Below are 19260 nucleotides of genomic sequence, written 5' to 3' on the forward strand. Positions count from 1 at the left end.
TTGTTCACTCTCTTCTGCTGCGATTAAATATCGTTAGTCCGCAACAAGAAGAAACTATGTCGAGTTTGTTCGCTCAAATAGAGGAGGAAAGATAAGGCAAATGGTAAAACAGCACGTCTGTGCTGAAAGGTTCGAAACCAAACAATCATGGCCGGTACCTCTTTGATTACCCATCTTAACCTTATGCAATTTCTCACCTGTGACTCAGTAAAATTAGTTCAGCGCTGAGAATAATTCCAAAAATTTTCGCGGCATAAAAAAACCGCAGCTCAATAGCTGCGGTCTCGTCACATTTCTTGCGGTTATTACTTTTTGATTACGCGTTAGCTTCGCGCTCAGCAATAAATGCCAATGCCATTTTGATACGAGCAATACAACGCTCTTTACCAACAAGCTCCATAACTGCGTCTACTGAAGGAGATTGACCACCACCAGTAACCGCTACGCGAAGTGGCATACCGATTTTACCCATGCCGATTTCTAGCTCTTCACATACCGCTGCGATTACGTTGTCTTTGATGCTTACAGTTTCCCACGCTTCTAGCGCTTCAACTTTAGCAAGTGCCAGTTCTAGAGGCTCTTTAGCAACACCACGTAAGTGTTTCTTCGCTGCGCCAGCTTCGAACTCTGCAAAATCTTCGTAGAAGTAACGGATTTGCTCAGCAAGCTCTACTAGCGTATTACAACGCTCACCCACTAGCTTGATCACTTCAGTGATCGCTGGGCCGTTTGTTACGTCTAGTTTTTGTTGATCTAGGTGCCATTGTAGGTGCTCAGCGACATAAGCTGGATCTGACGTCTTAATGTAATGGTTGTTTAGCCACAATAGCTTATCAGTGTTAAATGCCGATGCTGACTTAGAAATAGCATCAAGGCTGAACAAGTTGATCATCTCTTCTTGAGAGAAAATTTCTTGGTCACCGTGAGACCAGCCAAGACGTACTAAGTAGTTGTTTAGTGCGTTTGGTAGGTAGCCTTCATCCCGGTACTGCATTACTGATACAGCGCCATGACGCTTAGACAGTTTCGCACCGTCATCACCTAGAATCATTGCACAGTGCGCAAACACAGGTACAGGTGCGCCTAGCGCTTCATAGATGTTAATTTGACGAGGGGTGTTGTTGATGTGGTCTTCACCACGCACAACGTGAGTAATGCCCATATCCCAGTCATCAACTACAACCACGAAGTTGTAAGTTGGCGCGCCATCTGTACGACGGATGATCAAATCATCCAGTTGGCTGTTTGAAATCTCAATACGGCCACGGATTTGGTCATCAAATACTACGCTGCCTTCTTTAGGGTTACGGAAACGAACCACAAACGCATCGCCTTCTTTCGCTGCTGCATTTGCCGCAACGACTTTAGGGTGGTTTGCATCGTAACGAGGCATTTCTTTATTTGCTTCTTGCTCTGCACGAATTTCTTCAAGCAGCTCTTTTGACGCGTAACATTTGTACGCTTTGTCTTCTGCAAGTAGCTTATCAACCATTTCGTTGTAACGGTCAAAACGCTTAGATTGGAAGTAAGGACCTTCATTCCACTCTAGACCCATCCATTGCATGCCTTCAATGATTGCATCAACCGCTTCTTGAGAGTTACGTTCTAGATCCGTATCTTCGATACGTAGAACGAATTCACCGCCTTGGTTCTTTGCGAAAAGCCAAGAGTAAAGTGCTGTACGAGCACCACCAACGTGAAGGTAGCCAGTTGGGCTAGGAGCAAAACGAGTTTTAACCGTCATGTAAAATACCTTGATTGTCTATATGACCGCGCCGATGTCACTGACATCGGCACTAAAATTGGGCGTTATTTTATACCCAAGGGACATAAGGCGCTAGGGGCGATTAACATTTTATAATCAGTTATTGGTTGATATGTTTGACAGCCCAAGAGATAAATGCCTGACGTTGCTCTGGGGTTAGCGCTAAATATTGCTGCTCAATACTTGCCTCAACAGAAGCTGTACCCGCTTTTATTTCTTGGTGATTGACCACAGGTAGCACTAGAGGCTCTGCTTTCGGCTTAGCTTGAATCGCCGCCGCCTCACCTGACTGGTTATAGCCCGCCAACATTTCATCGTAATCCTTAATCAATGCGAACGTTTGATCATGGATGACGCCCATAGTGTAAGGTACAGCCTGACCATTACTGGTAATACTCACCGACGGCTGTTGCTGAAACTTCTCGATTGCGCGCTCATCACGCATCGCAAAAGGAGTTTGCAACTCTAAAACCTGATCATTGGCTTCAAATAACACCACCATAGGTAAAGAGTTAAATTTCTTCTTACCACCGTTACTATCAACCAAAGCTGTCACTCGAACCAACAGTTGATTGACACCATTGGCGATTTTCAGATCGCCTTTCCCTTTATGAGGCACTTGGTTAATAGCTTGATTGACCGCCAATATCTCTACTCGATTATCGGTTTTAATCGTAACTTGAGCGTGTGCCATTGCGCTTACCAAACAAAGCGCCACTGCGATGATTTTTTTCATTCTATTTCTCCCAAAACGTAACCCGTCTACAAGCAAAACATCCCTCTCCTTTTGCAAAGAGAGGGATAAAATTAAAGAACTAAATAATAATTACTGTCTAACACAGAATTAGAACGTCCACTCAGTACCGATACGTACCATGAAGTTGTCGTACTCTTCACCATTATGGCTGTAGTAACCGCTATGCTGCGCTAAACGTAGGAAGGTGTACACAGAGTTGAATGAGTAACCTAGTTCACCACTGATGGTTGTGAAATCTAGACCATCATCACTTAGGTTATCAGTGTCACCTTGCTGATCGGCGTAACCTAAACGGAAGTTCATGTCGCCCATGTAGTAGTTGGTTTGTAGAGAGTATGCCGTGATCTCACGCTCTTTGTAAGAAGTGGTATCTGTTGCTTCGAAGTCAGCAGACTTGTATGCACCTAGCACATTCCAGTTGTCCGTTAGGCGGAATTCAACGCCACCGAAGTAAGCTGAAGTATCACCTGTGATGTTGTCATCAAAATCAGTTTGATCAGCCGTTTCGAACGCAGCATGCAGAGTAATTTTCTCATGCGGAGTTACCGATACAGAACCACCGTAGAAGTCTGAATCTTTTTCATTTGAGCTACCGTTACCAGCAGCTAGACTGAATTTCACCATATCACCAAACATTGGCGAATCGTAACGACCCATTTGGCTCTTACGGTCAAAGTTGAAGCGCTCACCTGCACGCCAACCACGGTCAAATGTTTCACCTAGGTTAGACGCAGAGTAAGGCCAGTCAACCAACTCATACATTGGTGTCAACATACGACCAAAACGAACTGAACCCCAATCTTCACCACGGAAACCAACGAAAGTATCACGGTTACCTAGCTTGGCACCGTCATCCAATACCCAGCCTGATTCGATTTGCATGAATGCTTCAACATCATCAGTCATCGTTTTAGCTGCGCGGAAACCAACACGAGATTCGTTTTCGAATACCATGCCATCAGCCGTAACTTCGTTGCCTTGGTCATCAAATTTCTTTGCGCCATAATCCACTGCTGAGATAGAGACCACACCATACACTTCTACGTTCGCGTCATTTGGATCGCCAAGCATGTAAGCGTTAGCACTACCAGCGGCCATGGTAGTAGCTGCAATAGCCGCGCCTAGAAGTGTTTTCTTAAAGTGAGACATAAAATTAACCCCTTTATGTTTTTTAGTTGTTTTTCCGTTCCCCTCTCCTTGCTTGTTGGATTCGAGGGGAACGATTTATGGACGGGGAGCATGTTGGCAAACTTTTTTATCGACAAAAAATTAACCCAATTAGAATCTGATCAGCTTCAAAATGAAGAAAACAAAACAAACATAAACACTTTAAAATCAACACCTTAAATTCATTTATAAAAATATAAAAACGACAATTTAGTTTTTCGCTGTCACTTTGTAGCCAAATCGCGCCAACTTCGTTATATGCATCACGCAACTTTTTGAAGAATTGACGGAACTTTATAATTCACCTAAAAAAACCTTGAGATGAGTCGCAAGAAAAAACGTCAAAATCCCTCTAACTCAAAGAAAAATTCAAACAGAAGAAAAGTGAAACAAGCCGCTTGACCTTCCCCTTGAGGAAAGGTTTATCCTCAGCAACAGTCAAAGTTTGGGGATTTAACCATGTATCAATATGACATCTCACTACACGGTCTTAATTGCATGGGCTGTGCGCGAAAAGTAGAACGCCTGCTAAATGAACATTTTTCAGTCGTTATCGACCAGCTATCGCCAACTCATATTCAGTTGCAAACCGAGGCTTCGTTTTCTCAATTACAACAGCAGATCGAGTCTTTAGGTTATCAAGCAGGTGAAGAGCGCCAATTTAGCTTATCTGGTTTGAGCTGCTGTAAATGTGTAAAAAAGCTAACTGAACATTTAGAAGCCTCTCCTTATATAAGCAAAGTAAAGGTTTCTAAAACTCAGCTTGAGCTTTCCACCTCATTACAAGATCAGCAAATTATTGCCATGGTTGAAGAATGCGGCTACCACGCGACAACAGATTTAGCGGTTCAAGAAGACGTTGTTGAATCCCAACAACAAACTGAGCCTACTCCACAAACCGCAGCGACAACCGAATCCGACATAAAAACCAACTTACTGATTGGCGGAATGACTTGCGCAAGCTGCGTGGCTTCGGTCGAGAAGTCTTTGGCAAGCGTTAGTGGAGTGAACAAAGTACAGGTTAACTTGGCAGAACAGTCAGCGATTGTATGGAGTAACGCGGGCCTAGAACAAACGGCATTGACCAGTGCCGTTGCAAATGCGGGTTACCAAGCCCAAGTATTGGCGGATGCCAAAACCCAGCAACAAAAGCAATTAGAGCAACAGTTAGCGACTCAGCAACACCATAAGCGCAGTGCTTGGTTTGGTTTAATTGTCGGCGGACCTTTAATGGCTTGGGGCGTATTTGGCGGTAATATGATGATCCGCAACCCAAATGACCAATTGATTTGGGGGATTGTGGGCGCGGTTTGTTTCGCATTACTCGCAACCGCAGGTCGAAGCTTCTTTACTAATGCATGGCAATCCCTCACTCATGGCCGTGCAACCATGGATACCCTAGTCGCACTTGGCACTGGCGCAGCTTGGTTGTTCTCTATTTTGGTCGTCGCCATGCCACAATGGTTCCCTGAAGCCTCTCGTCATGTCTATTTTGAGGCCAGTGCGATGATTATTGGTCTAATTTCACTAGGCCACTATATAGAGGCCAAAGCAAAGGCCAAAACCACTCAGTCACTACAAGCTTTAATAGATCTACAACCAAGCAAAGCGACCTTAGTAACGGAGTCTGAGGATCAAGAGATTGATGTGGAGCAGATTCAACAAGGCATGAACATTCGCATCAAACCAGGCGAAAAGATTCCGGTTGATGGCGTGATTTCAAATGGCCACTCTTACGTGGACGAATCAATGTTGACCGGTGAACCTATGCCGGTGGAGAAACAAACTGGCGATACCATTTCTGCCGGTACGCTCAACCAAGATGGTGGCTTAGTTATCACAGCCACAGGTGTGGGCAGTGAAACTATGCTAGCACGCATCATCCAAATGGTTCGCCAAGCGCAAAGCAGCAAACCCGCGATAGCCAAACTTGCTGACCAAATTTCATCAGTATTCGTTCCAGTTGTGGTCGCCATTGCGATCATTGCCGCGGGTATTTGGTTTGCCGTAGGCCCAGAGCCTAAAGCCAGTTACATGTTAGTGGTCGCAACGACGGTTCTTATCATTGCCTGCCCTTGCGCATTAGGTTTGGCAACACCGTTGTCTGTCACCGTTGGTGTTGGTAAAGCAGCGGAACTCGGCATTTTGATCCGTGACGCCGACGTACTGCAATCAGCTAGCAAAATAGACACCGTGGTCTTTGATAAAACGGGCACTCTCACTCAAGGCACGCCGAGTGTTGAAAGTGTATTCGCACTGAACGGCTCAGAACAAGATTTACTGCTGCTCGCAGCCGGACTAGAACAACATTCCGAGCACCCTATTGCGAAAGCGATTGTTACCAATGCAAAGCAAATCAGCACTGAGTTTGCCCATATTGAGCAGTTTAATAACTTACGCGGTAAAGGCGTAACTGGCGTCTGGCAAGGCAAAGCGGTTGCTGTGGTGTCACTTTCTCAAGCAATGAAAACCGATGTTGATTTAAGCGCATTTTCTGATGCAATAGCGCAATGCGAACAACAAGTTTGGACGCCAGTCGTCGTCACCGTCGACAACATAGCTCAAGGTATTATTGCTATCACCGACCCTATTAAGTCAGATGCAAAACAAGCAGTTCAAGCGCTACTCGCACTCAATATCACCCCTGTGATGCTTACCGGCGACAACCATTCCGTGGCTTCATCGATAGCCGCTCAATTGGGTATTGAACAAGTCATCTCTCAAGTATTACCGGATGAAAAAGCGCAACACATTGAGAAGCTGCAGCAACAAGGCAATACCGTTGCCATGATTGGTGATGGCGTTAACGATGCTCCTGCCCTCGCGCTGGCTAACATCGGTATCGCAATGGGCAGCGGCAGTGATGTGGCGATTGAAAGTGCGCAAATGACACTGCTTAACTCTTCGCCTATGTCGGTTGTGAAAGCGATTGAGCTTTCTAAAGCCACGGTGAAAAACATGAAACAGAATTTGTTTGGAGCGTTTGTATACAACTCTCTAGGCATTCCAATCGCAGCGGGCGTTCTCTTCCCTGCGTTTGGCTTTTTACTTAGCCCAGTCGTTGCAGGAGCTGCCATGGCACTTTCTTCAATTACTGTGGTGAGCAATGCAAATAGACTAAGATTATTTGAAACGACTTATCGTTCGTAGAGGTTATTATGGCTCTTAAAACCATCACTTTGGCCGTGCTATTAGGCACCGCAGGCACTGCTTACGCTGCTGATGTTATCAACCACAAATCTCCATACTGTGGTTGCTGCTCAGAATGGACAAAACACATGCAAGAGGCAGGATTTACTGTTGAAGAAAAACTGCATGATGATATGAATGCCGTAAAACAAGAGCTTGGCCTAGCACCTAAACTCGCCTCTTGTCATACCGCAGAAATTGGCGGCTATGTGTTTGAAGGGCATATCCCAGCAGAAGACATCAAGGCGTTTCTTGCGAACCCACCGAAAAATGCCAAAGGCCTTGCTGTACCGGGCATGCCAATGGGTTCTCCGGGAATGGAGTATGGCGACGAGAAACACGCCTACTCAGTGTATGCTTACAACGAGCATGGCCAAGTATTTGAATACCGCCATTATGAAGGCAATCAATAATCACGATTGTCTCATCAAGATAACGTAATGCTAAAACGCCCAGCCATGCTGGGCGTTTTTATGCCAATCTAGCAATGCTCACCCACATCCCATATGAGTTCGTTTTGGTTTTTTAACTCTTGGGGCACGATGTCACGATAGCTTTCTCGATATTCCCTTGGGGAAATTTTAAGGGTTTGTTTGAATACTTTATTAAACTGACTGGAAGACTTAAAACCTGAGTTCAGCGCGACTTGAGTAATGGTCTCGCTCCCCTCTCTAAGGGAATCGCAAGCAAGATTAATTCGAGTATGGTTAACAAACTCAACATAACTCATTCCAAGACTCTTTTTTAGTGTTCGGTTAAGGGTCGATGTGGACATATTCAGCTGATAGGCCACTTGGGATAACGAGAGGTCGTCAGCAGCGTTGAGCATAATAAAGTTCATCACCTGATTCGATTTGTCACACAACAAATAGTTATCGCTCGCCAACCGCACTGGCTGTTGCTTGAGAAGCTCAATAAACAGAGACAATATCGCCAATAACCTTTCTACCCCTTGCTTTTCAAACACGGTGAAATAGTGCTGCGTCATGGTGTGATCCAATTGGTACACGGCTCCTCGGCTAAACTGAATCAGCAATTGCTCTACAAACTCGAATTCGGCAATGTGCTTTAACGTCGCTAAACAGTTTTGCTCAATATGAATATATTTAGAAAGCAATGACTCTTTAGCCTCACAATCAAGCTTAAATGAATGAGGAACATTCGCGCCAATCAACTGTAACTCACCACTTTTCAGTACTTGCTTTTGATTACCAATAAACGATTCCACATAACCGGTTTCAATGAACACCATTTCCAGTTCAGGATGAAGATGAAAAGGACAAAAGAAGTCTACACCTTGATAACTTCGACAAGTTAAAGAGCGTGAAGAGTGAATATTGAGAACTTCAAAAACCGCTGACATATCAATCCTTAATATGCATTTTGACGTATGAGATATGATAACTATCAATATCATATTAACATGACAACATGCGATATGATAAACCGATCACACTTCATTTCGGCTGGCTAAATATAGGAAAAGCTTGATTCAAAACGACAAGTTTCCTTCGCTATCAATTGATGTAATGAGCTCAACAGAAAAGAGAGGTCATTATGAAAAAACTTGCCGTTATTATCTCAACCCTATTAGCTAGCCACGCAGCAAACGCATTCCAAATTGATACTGTCGACATTGCTAGCAAGAACACGCCTGATAATCACAAAGCGACGGTTATCCTTCCTGATGGTTACAACCAGCAGCAAGATTACCCAGTTGTTTATGTCCTACATGGCTGGAGTGGTGACTACAAAGTTTGGCACGAGAATACCAGCATCGCGAAGCAAGCCGATATCCATGACGTAATAATTGTTTTACCTGAGGGCAATTACGACAAATGGTACATCGATAGCCCAGTTAAAAAGCGCTCTAACTACCAAACTTACGTTGGCCAAGAAGTGGTTGAGTACATCGATAAACACTTCAGCACTAAAGCTGAAAAAACGCAACGCGCCATTACGGGTTTAAGTATGGGAGGTTACGGCGCGTTTAACGTTGCGCTCAATAATTTGGATACCTTTGGTAACATTGGCAGCATTAGCGGTGGCTTTGAACCCAAAGATTTCCGCTATAACTGGGGTTTAGAAGAAGTGTTTGGTGACTACGATAAGCACCCAACTAACTGGGACAACCGTGCGATTAAAAACATGGCACACAAGCTGATTTTCAAAGACATCAACATCACGATTGATTGCGGCATCGATGACTTCTTTATTAATTCGAACCGTGAGCTGCACACTAAGCTACAGCAATTGGAACTGGACCACGACTACACTGAACGTCCGGGAGGCCACACTTGGGTTTACTGGGACAACGCAATTCAATACCAAATGTTATTCTTCAAGAATAAGTTCGACTCGGCCAAATAAACTCCGTCTGCCTATAAACGACAAAACGCCCAGCTATGCTGGGCGTTTTCATTCATTTGTTCGCTGAGCAAGTGACTAGCTGACCAAATCGACCATCATGTCGATGTGTAAATCATCGTCATTCAGGCATGGAATAAAGGTAAAATTCTCGCCGCCACTTTCTAAGAAAATCTCTTGGCACTCTTCTGAGATCTCTTCCAATGTTTCTAAGCAATCAGCCGAGAAAGCAGGTGTCATAATATCCAGTGACTTAATGCCTTTAGCTGGCAGTGTTTCCAGCGTTTTATCCGTGTATGGCTGCAGCCACTCTTCGCGGCCAAAACGAGATTGGTAGGTCATGCCGATTTGATCATCATTCAAACCGAGCTCTTGCTTGAGTAATTCAGTGGTACGTTGGCAATGCTGCGGGTAAATATCTCCATTATCAGCATAGCGCTTAGGGATACCATGGTAAGAGCAAAGCAAGTAATCCGCTTGGCCCTTTTCAGCCCAAGAGCGACGCACGCTCTCGGCTAGTGCTTTGATGTACAGTGGATGATCATAATAATCTCGGATCAAACGATAACCCGGTAGCACTGGCATGTTTTTAAAAGCCAATGTCATGGCATCTGAAACTGCGCCTGTGGTTGTGCCTGAATATTGTGGGAATAGCGGCAACACAATCACTTCTTCAACGCCTTGGCTCATTAGCACCTCAAAGCCATCTTGCATGCTTGGATTGCCATAAGTCATGCCTAAAGCGACAGGCATATCCACTTTTTCAGCTAATTTAGCCTGTTGGCGTTTTGAATAAACCATCAACGGCGAGCCATCATCAAACCACACACTTTGGTATAGTTTCGCGACTTTAGGTGAACGAACAGGCAAAATGACACCTTGCAATATTGGCTGCCAAAGCAAGTCTGTAAGATCGACCACACGTTTATCACTAAGAAACTGTTTTAGAAATCGTTTCACAGCCGGAGCGGTTGGTGCATCTGGCGTGCCTAGGTTAACCAGCAATACGCCTTGTTTTTTGTTGTTTTTCATCGTATTCAAATTCGCGTTTTTAAGAAGCACTGTGCGAAACGCTTCTCTTCCTATTCGATTCGTTTGATAAGTTCAAACGTGCGGCTAACACTGTCACACTTTATTATACAAAGGCCGTGAGCCTTCATTTATCGTTATTTGTCTATTCTAAATTCAAGAACGTCTAGATTTAAGAACATCTAGACCTAAAGTACGCACATTCAGTACGTTAGATCATTTTCCTTGCATAAAAAAAGCGACCCTAAGGCCGCCTTCACTATAGCAAATTTTATGAGATATAAAATTACGCTAGTGCTTTTTCGATGTCTGCACTTACTTCAGCAACTGCTTTAGTACCGTCGAATTTTAGGTACTTAGTGTTGCCAGCTTCTGCTTCTTTACCGTAGTAAGAGATTAGCGGTGCAGTTTGATCGTGGTAAACGCCTAGACGAGCACGTACTGTCTCTTCTTTGTCGTCATCACGTACAACTAGGTCTTCACCTGTTACGTCATCTTTGCCTTCAACTTTTGGCGGGTTGTACACAACGTGGTATGTACGACCAGAAGGAAGGTGAGCACGACGACCAGCCATGCGCTCTACGATTACATCGTCAGCAACGTCGAATTCGATAACGTAATCAACGTCAACACCCATTTCTTTTAGGCCATCAGCCTGTGGGATAGTGCGTGGGAAACCATCTAATAGGAAGCCTTTTTCACAATCGTCTTGAGCGATACGCTCTTTGATTAGGCCTAGGATGATTTCATCAGAAACTAGCTGACCAGCGTCAATAACAGCTTTCGCTTGTTTACCAAGCTCAGTACCTGCTTTGATAGCAGCACGTAGCATGTCACCAGTAGAGATTTGCGGAATACCGTATTTATCCATGATGAAATTTGCTTGTGTGCCTTTACCTGCACCTGGAGCACCTAGAAGAATGATGCGCATGTTATATCCTCTTTTGTTTTAAAATGTATACCGAAGCTCACAATCCTTTGTGCTTACGCGAGCAAGGCGACGGTAAGTTTCGGTATATACCCAATCGTTGGGCGTTATGTTTCGGCGAGCAAAATACACGCCTTATTACTCACATTCAAGCCTGCAATTCTACCACAAATTAGCGTGGCGACGACTCAAATAAGACTAAAGAATGTTTAGCACGTCCGAGATAAAGCAAAGCATATATTGATTTAACGATATTGCGCCACTTTGCGCGAACATCAAACAAAAAGCCCGCAAAATGCGAGCTTTTTCATACCTGTTAGGGAATTACACCTTAGTCAAAAGTGTATTAATTGCACCCAAGAACTGAGAAGGATCTTCCATCGAACCACGCTCAGCAAGCATCGCTTGACCAAGTAGAACTTCAACCCAACGGCCAAAGGCTTCTTCGTCAGCTTCATCAGCCATACGCTTAACCAGTTCATGGTTTGGGTTAATTTCAAAGATGTACTTCACTTCAGGTGCCGCTTGGCCTGCCGCTTCTAACAGCTTAGCCATTTGTGTGCCCATATCAAAGTCATCAGTGACGACAACCGCAGGTGTGGTCGCGAGTTTGAAAGTTGTGCGTACTTCTTTAACACGCTCACCCAAGTACTCTTTAGTACGATCAACAACCGATTTGAACTCTTCTTCGGTCTCTTTCTGTTTTTCTTTATCCGCTTCGTCTTCGAATTGGGTTAGATCAAGACCCGCTTTGGTGATCGACTGGAACTGCTTGCCATCAAATTCAGTCAAGTAGTTCATCAACCACTCATCAATGCGGTCAAACATTAAGATAACTTCAATGCCTTTTGCTTTGAACTGCTCCAAGTGTGGGCTGTTCTTCGCCGCTGCGTAGCTATCTGCGGTTAAGAAGTAGATCTTATCTTGACCTTCTTTCATGCGCTCAACGTAGCCGTTTAGACCAACAGTTTGATCAGAAGTCTCAGTAGATGTTGACGCAAAGCGAAGTAGCGCAGCCACTTTTTCTTTGTTCGCCATATCTTCCGCTGGGCCTTCTTTTAACACTAGGCCAAACTCTTTCCAGAACGATTGGTATTTCTCTTCATCGTTCTTAGCCATGCGCTCAAGCACAGTCAGCACGCGTTTAGTACAAGCATTACGCAGTGATTGAGTCACTTTATTGTCTTGTAGAATTTCACGCGATACGTTTAACGGTAGGTCGTTGGAATCAATCAAACCACGCACGAAACGTAAGTAAGATGGCATAAACTGCTCAGCATCATCCATGATGAATACGCGCTGCACGTACAGCTTCAGACCAGATTTATGGTCACGGTTCATCATATCCCAAGGCGCTTTAGCCGGGATGTAAAGCAAGCTTGTGTAGTCGTTTTTACCTTCTACGCGGTTGTGACTCCACAATAGCGGATCAGCAAAATCGTGCGAAACGTGCTTATAAAATTCTTGATACTCTTCGTCAGTGATATCAGATTTGTTACGCGTCCAAAGGGCTTGAGCTTTGTTGATTTGCTCCCACTTTTTCTCGCCGGTTTCTTTGCCTTCTTCATCACGCTCTGCGGTTTGAATTGAGACAGGAATACCAATGTGATCAGAGTACTTACCAATCACTTCACGTAGGCGCCATTCGTTTAGGAATTCTTTACCTTCTTCACGCATGTGAAGCACGATATCAGTACCGCGAGTTTCTTTGCTAATGTCTTCAATGGTGTACTCGCCTTCACCCGCAGAGTGCCATTGCACCGCTTGGTCAGCGTTAAGACCAGCAGCACGAGTGCGCACCGTTACCGCATCCGCCACAATAAATGCTGAGTAGAAACCAACACCAAACTGACCGATTAGCTGAGAGTCTTTGCTCTGGTCTTCAGACAGTTTTGAGAAAAATTCAGCCGTACCCGATTTAGCAATTGTACCAAGATGTTCAATCACATCTTCGCGGCTCATACCAATACCATTATCAGAAATGGTTAACGTGTTGGATTGTTCGTCAAACGTCAGTTTTACACCAAGATCTGCATCACCTTGATACAAGTCTGCATTTGATAACGCTTGAAAACGTAATTTATCTGACGCGTCAGAAGCGTTAGAAATCAACTCACGCAAAAAGATCTCTTTGTTTGAGTACAGTGAGTGGATCATTAAATGAAGCAGCTGTTTTACTTCAGACTGAAAGCCACGAGTTTCTTTGTTGTGATTTGCGGTTTCGCTCATGTTTACTCCATAACATCTATACTTATCAGGCTCCTAGAATAACTCTTGGGCGCATAGGATGATGATTGTTAATAAACATGAGGGTGAGAAATGTAAATTCAAGGTCAAAAATTATAAAAACAATGTTTTTTTGATTTTCAATTGTCTATCCTGCCGCTACTCGACAGCAATTCTCTGGATGGGCATTCGCCGTATTTTATTGGCTAAAACACCATAATAATGCGAAGTCAAAAATTATAAAAACAGTGTTTTTTTGAATTTCAATTGACTATCCTACGGCGTAATAATTCATCATATAAAACTGAGACTCTTTCGGGTGATATTTAAGACCTTCCATAAGGCCAAACTAAATGAGTAATATCGGTACTAAGTTTAATCTTGCGAACACATTTACGTTCGATCCAAACACCAATTCGCTGCTTGAACAGCAACACGAAGAAGTCATTCGCCTTGGCAGTAATGAGAGTCGCATCCTTTTACTACTTTGTGAGAAGCCTAACCAAGTCATTTCTCGCAATGATCTGCATGATTTTGTTTGGCGTGAACAAGGCTTTGAAGTGGATGACTCTAGCTTAACTCAAGCTATCTCTACTTTACGTAAGCTGCTAAAAGACTCAACCAAATCACCTGAGTTCGTTAAAACCGTGCCTAAACGCGGTTATCAGCTTATTTGTTCTGTTGAGCGCACCACTCCGATCATGAGCGGTGATGAATCACCACTTGAGCAAACAGAAGATGAGATCGTAGAAAGCGCACCAGAGCCAGAAATCAACTTAGCCGAAGATATCGAGCGTGAAGTTGAAATTCCTGCCGTTGCTGCTGAAAAGAACCCCGCTAATCAAAAGCCTCGACTGATTAAAGCGGCGATAGCTATCGCGTTAGCATTGCCTTTATTAGCGCTAATTGTCGATCGTCCAATCGAGTCACAATTTAGACAGCTAGCGGTTTACGATAATGTTGAAGTGAAAACTCCAGTTAACCATCCAGACCTTTCGTCTTGGCAACCTGTGATTGAACGTTGTGTAAACCGATACAACCACGCGCACTCAGGCAGTGTTGCTCCGGTAGAAGTCATCGCCACTGGCGGACAAAACAATCAGCTAGTTCTGAACTATATTCACCGTCTCGAACATTCCGGGGAAAACGTTACTGTTCGTATTTTTTCTGAACAAGACAACTTAGCCGATTTGTGTCAGTAGGGAGTGTAAAATGAATCAAAAAATGGCCTTAGCCCTACTTGCACTTTCTGCACTATTTAGTAGTTGGATCTACTGGGGCAGCGATATTCAAGTTGAAAAAACCATCACCTCAAAAGAGTGGCAATCGAAGATGGTGACGTTTATCAATGGCGACATGCAAGAGGATGCGGTCGGCCCATTGCGTCGTGTTGATGTGGTATCCAATGTGAAGTACTTGCCGAACGGAACATACATTCGCGTTGCAACCGTACGTTTATACTCAAGCGATAAGCAAAGCGATGGCGTAATCAATATATCCGAAACTGGCGATTGGGAAATCAGTGATAACTATCTGCTCATTTCACCGACGCAGTTTAAAGATGTCTCTTCGGCGCAAACCAAAGACTTCACGCCAGTTCAGTTAAAACTGATCACCCAAATCTTCAAAATGGACGCGCAGCAAAGCCGCCGCATTGATATTGTTAATGAAAAGACGTTACTTTTGACTAGCCTAAGTCACGGTTCTACGGTACTTTTCTCTAACTAGCACTCAATGATACAAGGGAGCACGACGCTCCCTTTTTATTTACCATGGATTGGATTAACTCCTTTGGGCTATTTATCGGCTCACTCTCTGCAAACACTCTTGCTGCCCTTTCTGGCGGGGGAGCTGGCTTATTGCAGTTCCCTTTACTGCTATTTTTAGGGCTACCCTTTTCGGTTGCTTTAGCGACCCATAAAGTCGCAAGCGTCGCTCTAGGGTTAGGCGCAGCGGCCACTCACATCAAGCAAAAGACCATTCAACTCAATCACGCCTTATACGTCATTTTGGTCGGCAGCATTGGCGTAGTGATTGGCGCTAATATCATCCTTCTTATCCCTGAACAGATTGCCGAGAAAATGTTGGGCGCAATGATTCTCGCGCTAGGCATCTATTCTCGCTGTAAAAAGCAGCTTGGCCAATCTGAGCACCCTATCCATCGAGATAACTTAGGTTGGATAATGGGTGGTGTAGGCCTAATGCTGATTGGCATCATCAACGGTTCACTGACCGCTGGCTCTGGCCTATTAGTCACACTGTTTCTAGTGCGTTGGTTTGGCTACAGCTATAAACAAGCGGTGGCATTGACGATGATTTGCGTTGGCCTATTTTGGAATGGCATTGGCGGCGCAGCCGTCGCCCAAGCTGGTGCACCTATATATTGGCCTTGGCTACCGATTCTATTATTAGGCTCTTTCTTTGGTGGCAGCCTTGGCGCTTACCTTTCCACTCGCTATAGCAACCAAGTAATCAAAGTGTGCTTTGAGGTTTTAACATTACTGGTTGGACTAAAACTGCTGATTTAGAGGATTTATGGACAAAGCAATTATCAATATTTACTACTGCCGACAATGCAATTGGATGCTTCGCTCTACTTGGCTAAGCCAAGAGCTGCTGCATACGTTCAGTGAAGAAATAGACAGTATTTCTTTGCACCCTGATACTGGTGGCCGATTCGAGATTCATTGCAACGGTCAACTGATTTGGGAAAGAAAAACAGATGGCGGCTTTCCTGAAGCGAAAGTTCTAAAGCAAAGAGTTAGAGATATCATTGACCCAGAGCGCGATCTGGGCCATTCAGACAGCAAATAGAAACCTAACTTAGCGAGGTTTCTACCAGTGTGTCACCTTCAAAGCTCACCACTTTGATGATGTTATTTTCAAGCAAGCCATAACTTGCAGCATGACCATTACGTGGAAAGGTCACTGACCCCGGGTTAAAAATAAACTGCTCACCATCAAGCTCTGCGACTGGTATATGTGTATGACCATGCACAATAACATCGCCTTGTTTTAGTGGTGGGCGCTTAGCGCTGTTATACAAATGACCATGGGTGACGAATAAACGCTGCCCTGTGGGTAATAGTACCCAAACGTAATCTGTCATCATTGGGAATGACAACAGCATTTGATCCACTTCGCTATCGCAATTACCACGCACGGCAATAATACGATCCGCATATTGATTGAGTAACTCAGCCACTGCGGGCGGGTTATAACCTTCTGGAACAGGGTTTCTTGGACCATGGTTAAGTACATCACCCACCAGCACTAAGGTCTCAATACCGGATTTTTCAAACTCAGCGATCACTCTCTCGGTTGCCGGTAAACTACCGTGCAGATCTGAGGCAAAAAATAAATTCACAACACCACTCTCCTCAAAATAATTGAGGCTATTCTAACGTTAATCCTCGTCACGAGCCATGCCGTTAATAACGATGTTGTTGTAACTGACCATACCTATCACGTTGCCATTCTCTATCACGGGAGCACGGCTGATGCCGAAGCGCTCAAACAGGCGCGCGCAATATTTCACGTTCATCTCTGGGTCTACGCAAAGTGCTGGCTTCGTCATGATCTCGTAAATGTTGGTTCGCTCAGCAGAGCGGTTCTGCGCCAATACTTTTTTGGCAATATCATTCATTAGCACTAAACCAAACTCATCATCTTGATTGCGCTTATTCACCACCAGCGCCTTCACTTCATTTTGCCGTGCGGTTTGAATCCCTTCTTGGACTGTTATCAGGCCATCAACTAATACATACGTTGCAGCCATCACATCTCTCACTCGAGTAATAGGTTGTGCTGTCATAATTCATCCTCAACCACTTTAGTTAACTTTTCGACTTGGTGAGCAACACCAACCGCGTCTTCAATATCGATTTGAATCGCAATGCCTTGACCAGACTCTTGATCAAATTCCCCTACCTCACTGATGGTTTCTAAAATGTGCCGCGATAGATGCTCTTCCACCACAAACAAAATCACATCTTTCTGTACTTTGAGAGTCAGGCCAAAGAAGGTTCGCTTTTGATTTAATCCTTGCCCTCGGGCATTGTTAATCACTGTAGCCCCAGTAGCCCCCGCATCACGGGCGGCATCTAGCACTGCATCTGTCTTACCATCTTCAACAAAGGCCAATATCAGCTTAAAGCGCATTTTCCTTTTCCTCTTGATTAGATTCTTTATTCAACCATTGAGTGATTTGGGCATAGGCCATCACTGAAATGATCGGAAATAGACTGGCAAAAGCAATCAAGCCAAAGCCATCTATCATCGGGTTACGCCCCGGAACGGTCGACGCCAACCCTAAACCCAATGCGGCAACTAAAGGTACAGTCACCGTTGAAGTCGTCACGCCGCCAGAGTCATACGCGAGCGGAATGATAAGCTTAGGGGCGTAAAACGTTTGTATCACCACCACCACGTAGCCGACGATGATGTAGTAATGAATAGGGTCTCCCACCACAATGCGGTAACTGCCAAGAGAAATGCCAATAGCAACCCCAAGTGCAACAGCAATACGCAGGCCATTAACGCGAATACTGCCACCAGAAACTTGATTAGCTTTTATCGCCACCGCGATGAGTGATGGCTCTGCAATGGTCGTGCTAAAACCAATACAAAATGCGAACAAATACACCCAGTAGTAGTCCGCCCAAGTAAGCGACTGGCTAACACTAATGCGCATTTCAGTCAGAAATTCAGGCTCGGTAAGCTGCTGAGCCATCGTCTCACCCAGTGGAAACAATGCAAGCTCCAGCCCCATTAAAAACAGCGACAAGCCTAAAATAACGTAGAGGAAACCAAGAATGACCTTAGGTAAATTGGTGACTGGTCGGCGTAAAACCGCAAACTGAAAACCAAAGATAATCGTGGCGATGGGCACCACATCGGTGATGGTATCGAGAAACGTGGCTAAGAACTGCTCAAACATTAGGCCACCACCATACCGTAGACCATGACAAACATCATGGGTAACAAAGAGGCAAATGCAATTAAGCCAAAACCATCAATCATTGGATTACGGCCTTTAATGGAGGAGGCCAAACCCACCCCCAAAGCCGTAACTAAAGGAACAGTAATGGTTGAAGTGGTAACACCGCCAGAGTCATAAGCCACGCCGATAATACTCTCCGGTGCGAATCCGGTGAGAATCACCACCCCGACATAGCCACCGATGATCAGATAGTGAATCGGCCACCCTTTGAGAATTCTCAGTACGCCCAAGACAATCGCAAACCCGACCGATAACGCCACAGTTAATCGAAGGCCATTGGAATACGACTCTCTCGCCTCAAGTTGATTGGCTATCATGCCGCCTTCCGCCGCTACTTCTGCCGCTTCATCTGCAATAGCGGTCAATGCAGGCTCAGCCACTGTCGTGCCAAACCCCAAACAGAAGGCAAAGAGCAAAAGCCAAACCACACTGCCTTTTCGAGCAAAGGCCTGTGCCATGGTTTCACCAATGGGGAATAACCCCATTTCAAGTCCAAAGATAAAAAACGTTAACCCGAGGACTACCAACATTAAACCAAAAGCGATCGATAGCAGATTCGGTAGTGGCTCTTGCAAGACCACAATTTGGAAAAAACCAATGACAACAATGATGGGCAGCAAGTCGCGTAAACTACCGAACATAGCTTTGATTAACGCGGTCAGTGCTTGCATAGGCTTCTCCATCAACTGAGCAATAAGAATTCGGTGTATTCCTTCACCGTTTGTATTTATCTTGCCAAACAACCAGCCACTGGTTTGTGATGAGCACAGCGTCACGCACTCAATATGTAACAAAATATTAATTCTGTGACTCTATACTCACCCGTGGCC

The 19260-nt window shown here is 44.6% G+C and carries 19 protein-coding genes; 7 read left to right on the top strand and 12 right to left on the bottom strand.

Annotated elements, in window-relative coordinates; all coding sequences use genetic code 11:
- Window positions 1–316: 316 nt before the first annotated feature.
- From gltX to MU515_RS04260, 3 genes are all read right to left on the bottom strand, one after another.
- Entirely contained in the window at window positions 317–1744 is a 1428-nt protein-coding gene (gene gltX, locus MU515_RS04250) for a glutamate--tRNA ligase (RefSeq protein ID WP_260259100.1), read from the bottom strand.
- A 121-nt stretch (window positions 1745–1865) separates the two neighbouring features.
- Window positions 1866–2501: a DUF2057 family protein gene (locus tag MU515_RS04255; RefSeq protein ID WP_260259101.1), complete on the bottom strand. Its 636-nt coding sequence runs from the start codon at window positions 2499–2501 to the stop codon at window positions 1866–1868.
- 108 nt (window positions 2502–2609) lie between these two features.
- On the bottom strand, window positions 2610–3671 hold the full coding sequence (locus tag MU515_RS04260; protein ID WP_260259102.1) for a porin: 1062 nt from the start codon (window positions 3669–3671) through the stop codon (window positions 2610–2612).
- A gap of 477 nt (window positions 3672–4148) precedes the next feature.
- Between MU515_RS04260 and MU515_RS04265 the strand changes: the two genes are divergently transcribed.
- Window positions 4149–6839, top strand: a complete 2691-nt coding sequence (locus MU515_RS04265; RefSeq protein WP_260259103.1) for a heavy metal translocating P-type ATPase — start codon at window positions 4149–4151, stop codon at window positions 6837–6839.
- Between the two features lie 8 nt (window positions 6840–6847).
- Window positions 6848–7291, top strand: a complete 444-nt coding sequence (locus MU515_RS04270) for a DUF411 domain-containing protein (RefSeq protein WP_260259104.1) — start codon at window positions 6848–6850, stop codon at window positions 7289–7291.
- Between the two features lie 68 nt (window positions 7292–7359).
- Here MU515_RS04270 and MU515_RS04275 read toward each other — a convergent pair whose 3' ends face one another.
- The gene (locus MU515_RS04275) at window positions 7360–8241 is read right to left on the bottom strand and encodes an AraC family transcriptional regulator (protein ID WP_260259105.1); all 882 of its coding nucleotides are present in this window, start codon (window positions 8239–8241) and stop codon (window positions 7360–7362) included.
- Window positions 8242–8435: 194 nt separating this feature from the next.
- Here MU515_RS04275 and MU515_RS04280 point away from each other — a divergent pair, with 194 nt between their 5' ends.
- Window positions 8436–9248 (top strand): alpha/beta hydrolase, encoded by an 813-nt coding sequence (locus tag MU515_RS04280; protein ID WP_260259106.1) that lies wholly within the window; start codon window positions 8436–8438, stop codon window positions 9246–9248.
- Between the two features lie 75 nt (window positions 9249–9323).
- Here MU515_RS04280 and hemH read toward each other — a convergent pair whose 3' ends face one another.
- From hemH to htpG, 3 genes are all read right to left on the bottom strand, one after another.
- Complete coding sequence (hemH, locus tag MU515_RS04285) at window positions 9324–10277, bottom strand: ferrochelatase (RefSeq protein WP_260259108.1); 954 nt, start codon at window positions 10275–10277, stop codon at window positions 9324–9326.
- Between the two features lie 283 nt (window positions 10278–10560).
- A complete protein-coding gene (adk, locus tag MU515_RS04290; protein ID WP_260259109.1) occupies window positions 10561–11205 on the bottom strand; it encodes an adenylate kinase in 645 nt (214 codons plus the stop codon).
- A 321-nt stretch (window positions 11206–11526) separates the two neighbouring features.
- Entirely contained in the window at window positions 11527–13431 is a 1905-nt protein-coding gene (gene htpG, locus MU515_RS04295) for a molecular chaperone HtpG (protein WP_260259110.1), read from the bottom strand.
- Window positions 13432–13781: 350 nt separating this feature from the next.
- On the opposite strand from htpG, the gene MU515_RS04300 reads away from it, so the two are divergent.
- The 4 genes from MU515_RS04300 to MU515_RS04315 are packed head-to-tail and all read left to right on the top strand — an operon-like array spanning window position 13782 to window position 16242.
- Complete coding sequence (locus tag MU515_RS04300) at window positions 13782–14630, top strand: winged helix-turn-helix domain-containing protein (protein WP_260259111.1); 849 nt, start codon at window positions 13782–13784, stop codon at window positions 14628–14630.
- Window positions 14631–14640: 10 nt separating this feature from the next.
- Window positions 14641–15156, top strand: a complete 516-nt coding sequence (locus tag MU515_RS04305) for a regulatory protein ToxS (RefSeq protein ID WP_260259112.1) — start codon at window positions 14641–14643, stop codon at window positions 15154–15156.
- A 44-nt stretch (window positions 15157–15200) separates the two neighbouring features.
- Window positions 15201–15956 (top strand): sulfite exporter TauE/SafE family protein, encoded by a 756-nt coding sequence (locus MU515_RS04310; protein WP_260259113.1) that lies wholly within the window; start codon window positions 15201–15203, stop codon window positions 15954–15956.
- Between the two features lie 7 nt (window positions 15957–15963).
- A complete protein-coding gene (locus tag MU515_RS04315) occupies window positions 15964–16242 on the top strand; it encodes an Rdx family protein (protein ID WP_260259114.1) in 279 nt (92 codons plus the stop codon).
- Between the two features lie 4 nt (window positions 16243–16246).
- On the opposite strand, the gene yfcE is transcribed toward MU515_RS04315, so the two are convergent.
- The 5 genes from yfcE to MU515_RS04340 are packed head-to-tail and all read right to left on the bottom strand — an operon-like array spanning window position 16247 to window position 19101.
- Entirely contained in the window at window positions 16247–16795 is a 549-nt protein-coding gene (gene yfcE, locus MU515_RS04320; protein ID WP_260259116.1) for a phosphodiesterase, read from the bottom strand.
- 39 nt (window positions 16796–16834) lie between these two features.
- Window positions 16835–17242, bottom strand: coding sequence for a CBS domain-containing protein (locus tag MU515_RS04325; protein WP_260259118.1), 408 nt, complete (start codon window positions 17240–17242; stop codon window positions 16835–16837).
- Window positions 17239–17589: a P-II family nitrogen regulator gene (locus MU515_RS04330; protein WP_260259119.1), complete on the bottom strand. Its 351-nt coding sequence runs from the start codon at window positions 17587–17589 to the stop codon at window positions 17239–17241. The genes MU515_RS04325 and MU515_RS04330 overlap by 4 nt, the downstream gene beginning before the upstream one ends.
- A complete protein-coding gene (locus tag MU515_RS04335) occupies window positions 17579–18367 on the bottom strand; it encodes a DUF1538 domain-containing protein (RefSeq protein WP_260259120.1) in 789 nt (262 codons plus the stop codon). The genes MU515_RS04330 and MU515_RS04335 overlap by 11 nt, the downstream gene beginning before the upstream one ends.
- Window positions 18367–19101: a DUF1538 domain-containing protein gene (locus tag MU515_RS04340; protein WP_260259121.1), complete on the bottom strand. Its 735-nt coding sequence runs from the start codon at window positions 19099–19101 to the stop codon at window positions 18367–18369. Before MU515_RS04340 ends, MU515_RS04335 begins: the two co-directional genes overlap by 1 nt.
- Between the last annotated feature and the right edge of the window lie 159 nt (window positions 19102–19260).

It is taken from the genome of Vibrio intestinalis (assembly GCF_025195085.2).
Taxonomy (GTDB): Bacteria; Pseudomonadota; Gammaproteobacteria; order Enterobacterales; family Vibrionaceae; genus Vibrio; species Vibrio intestinalis.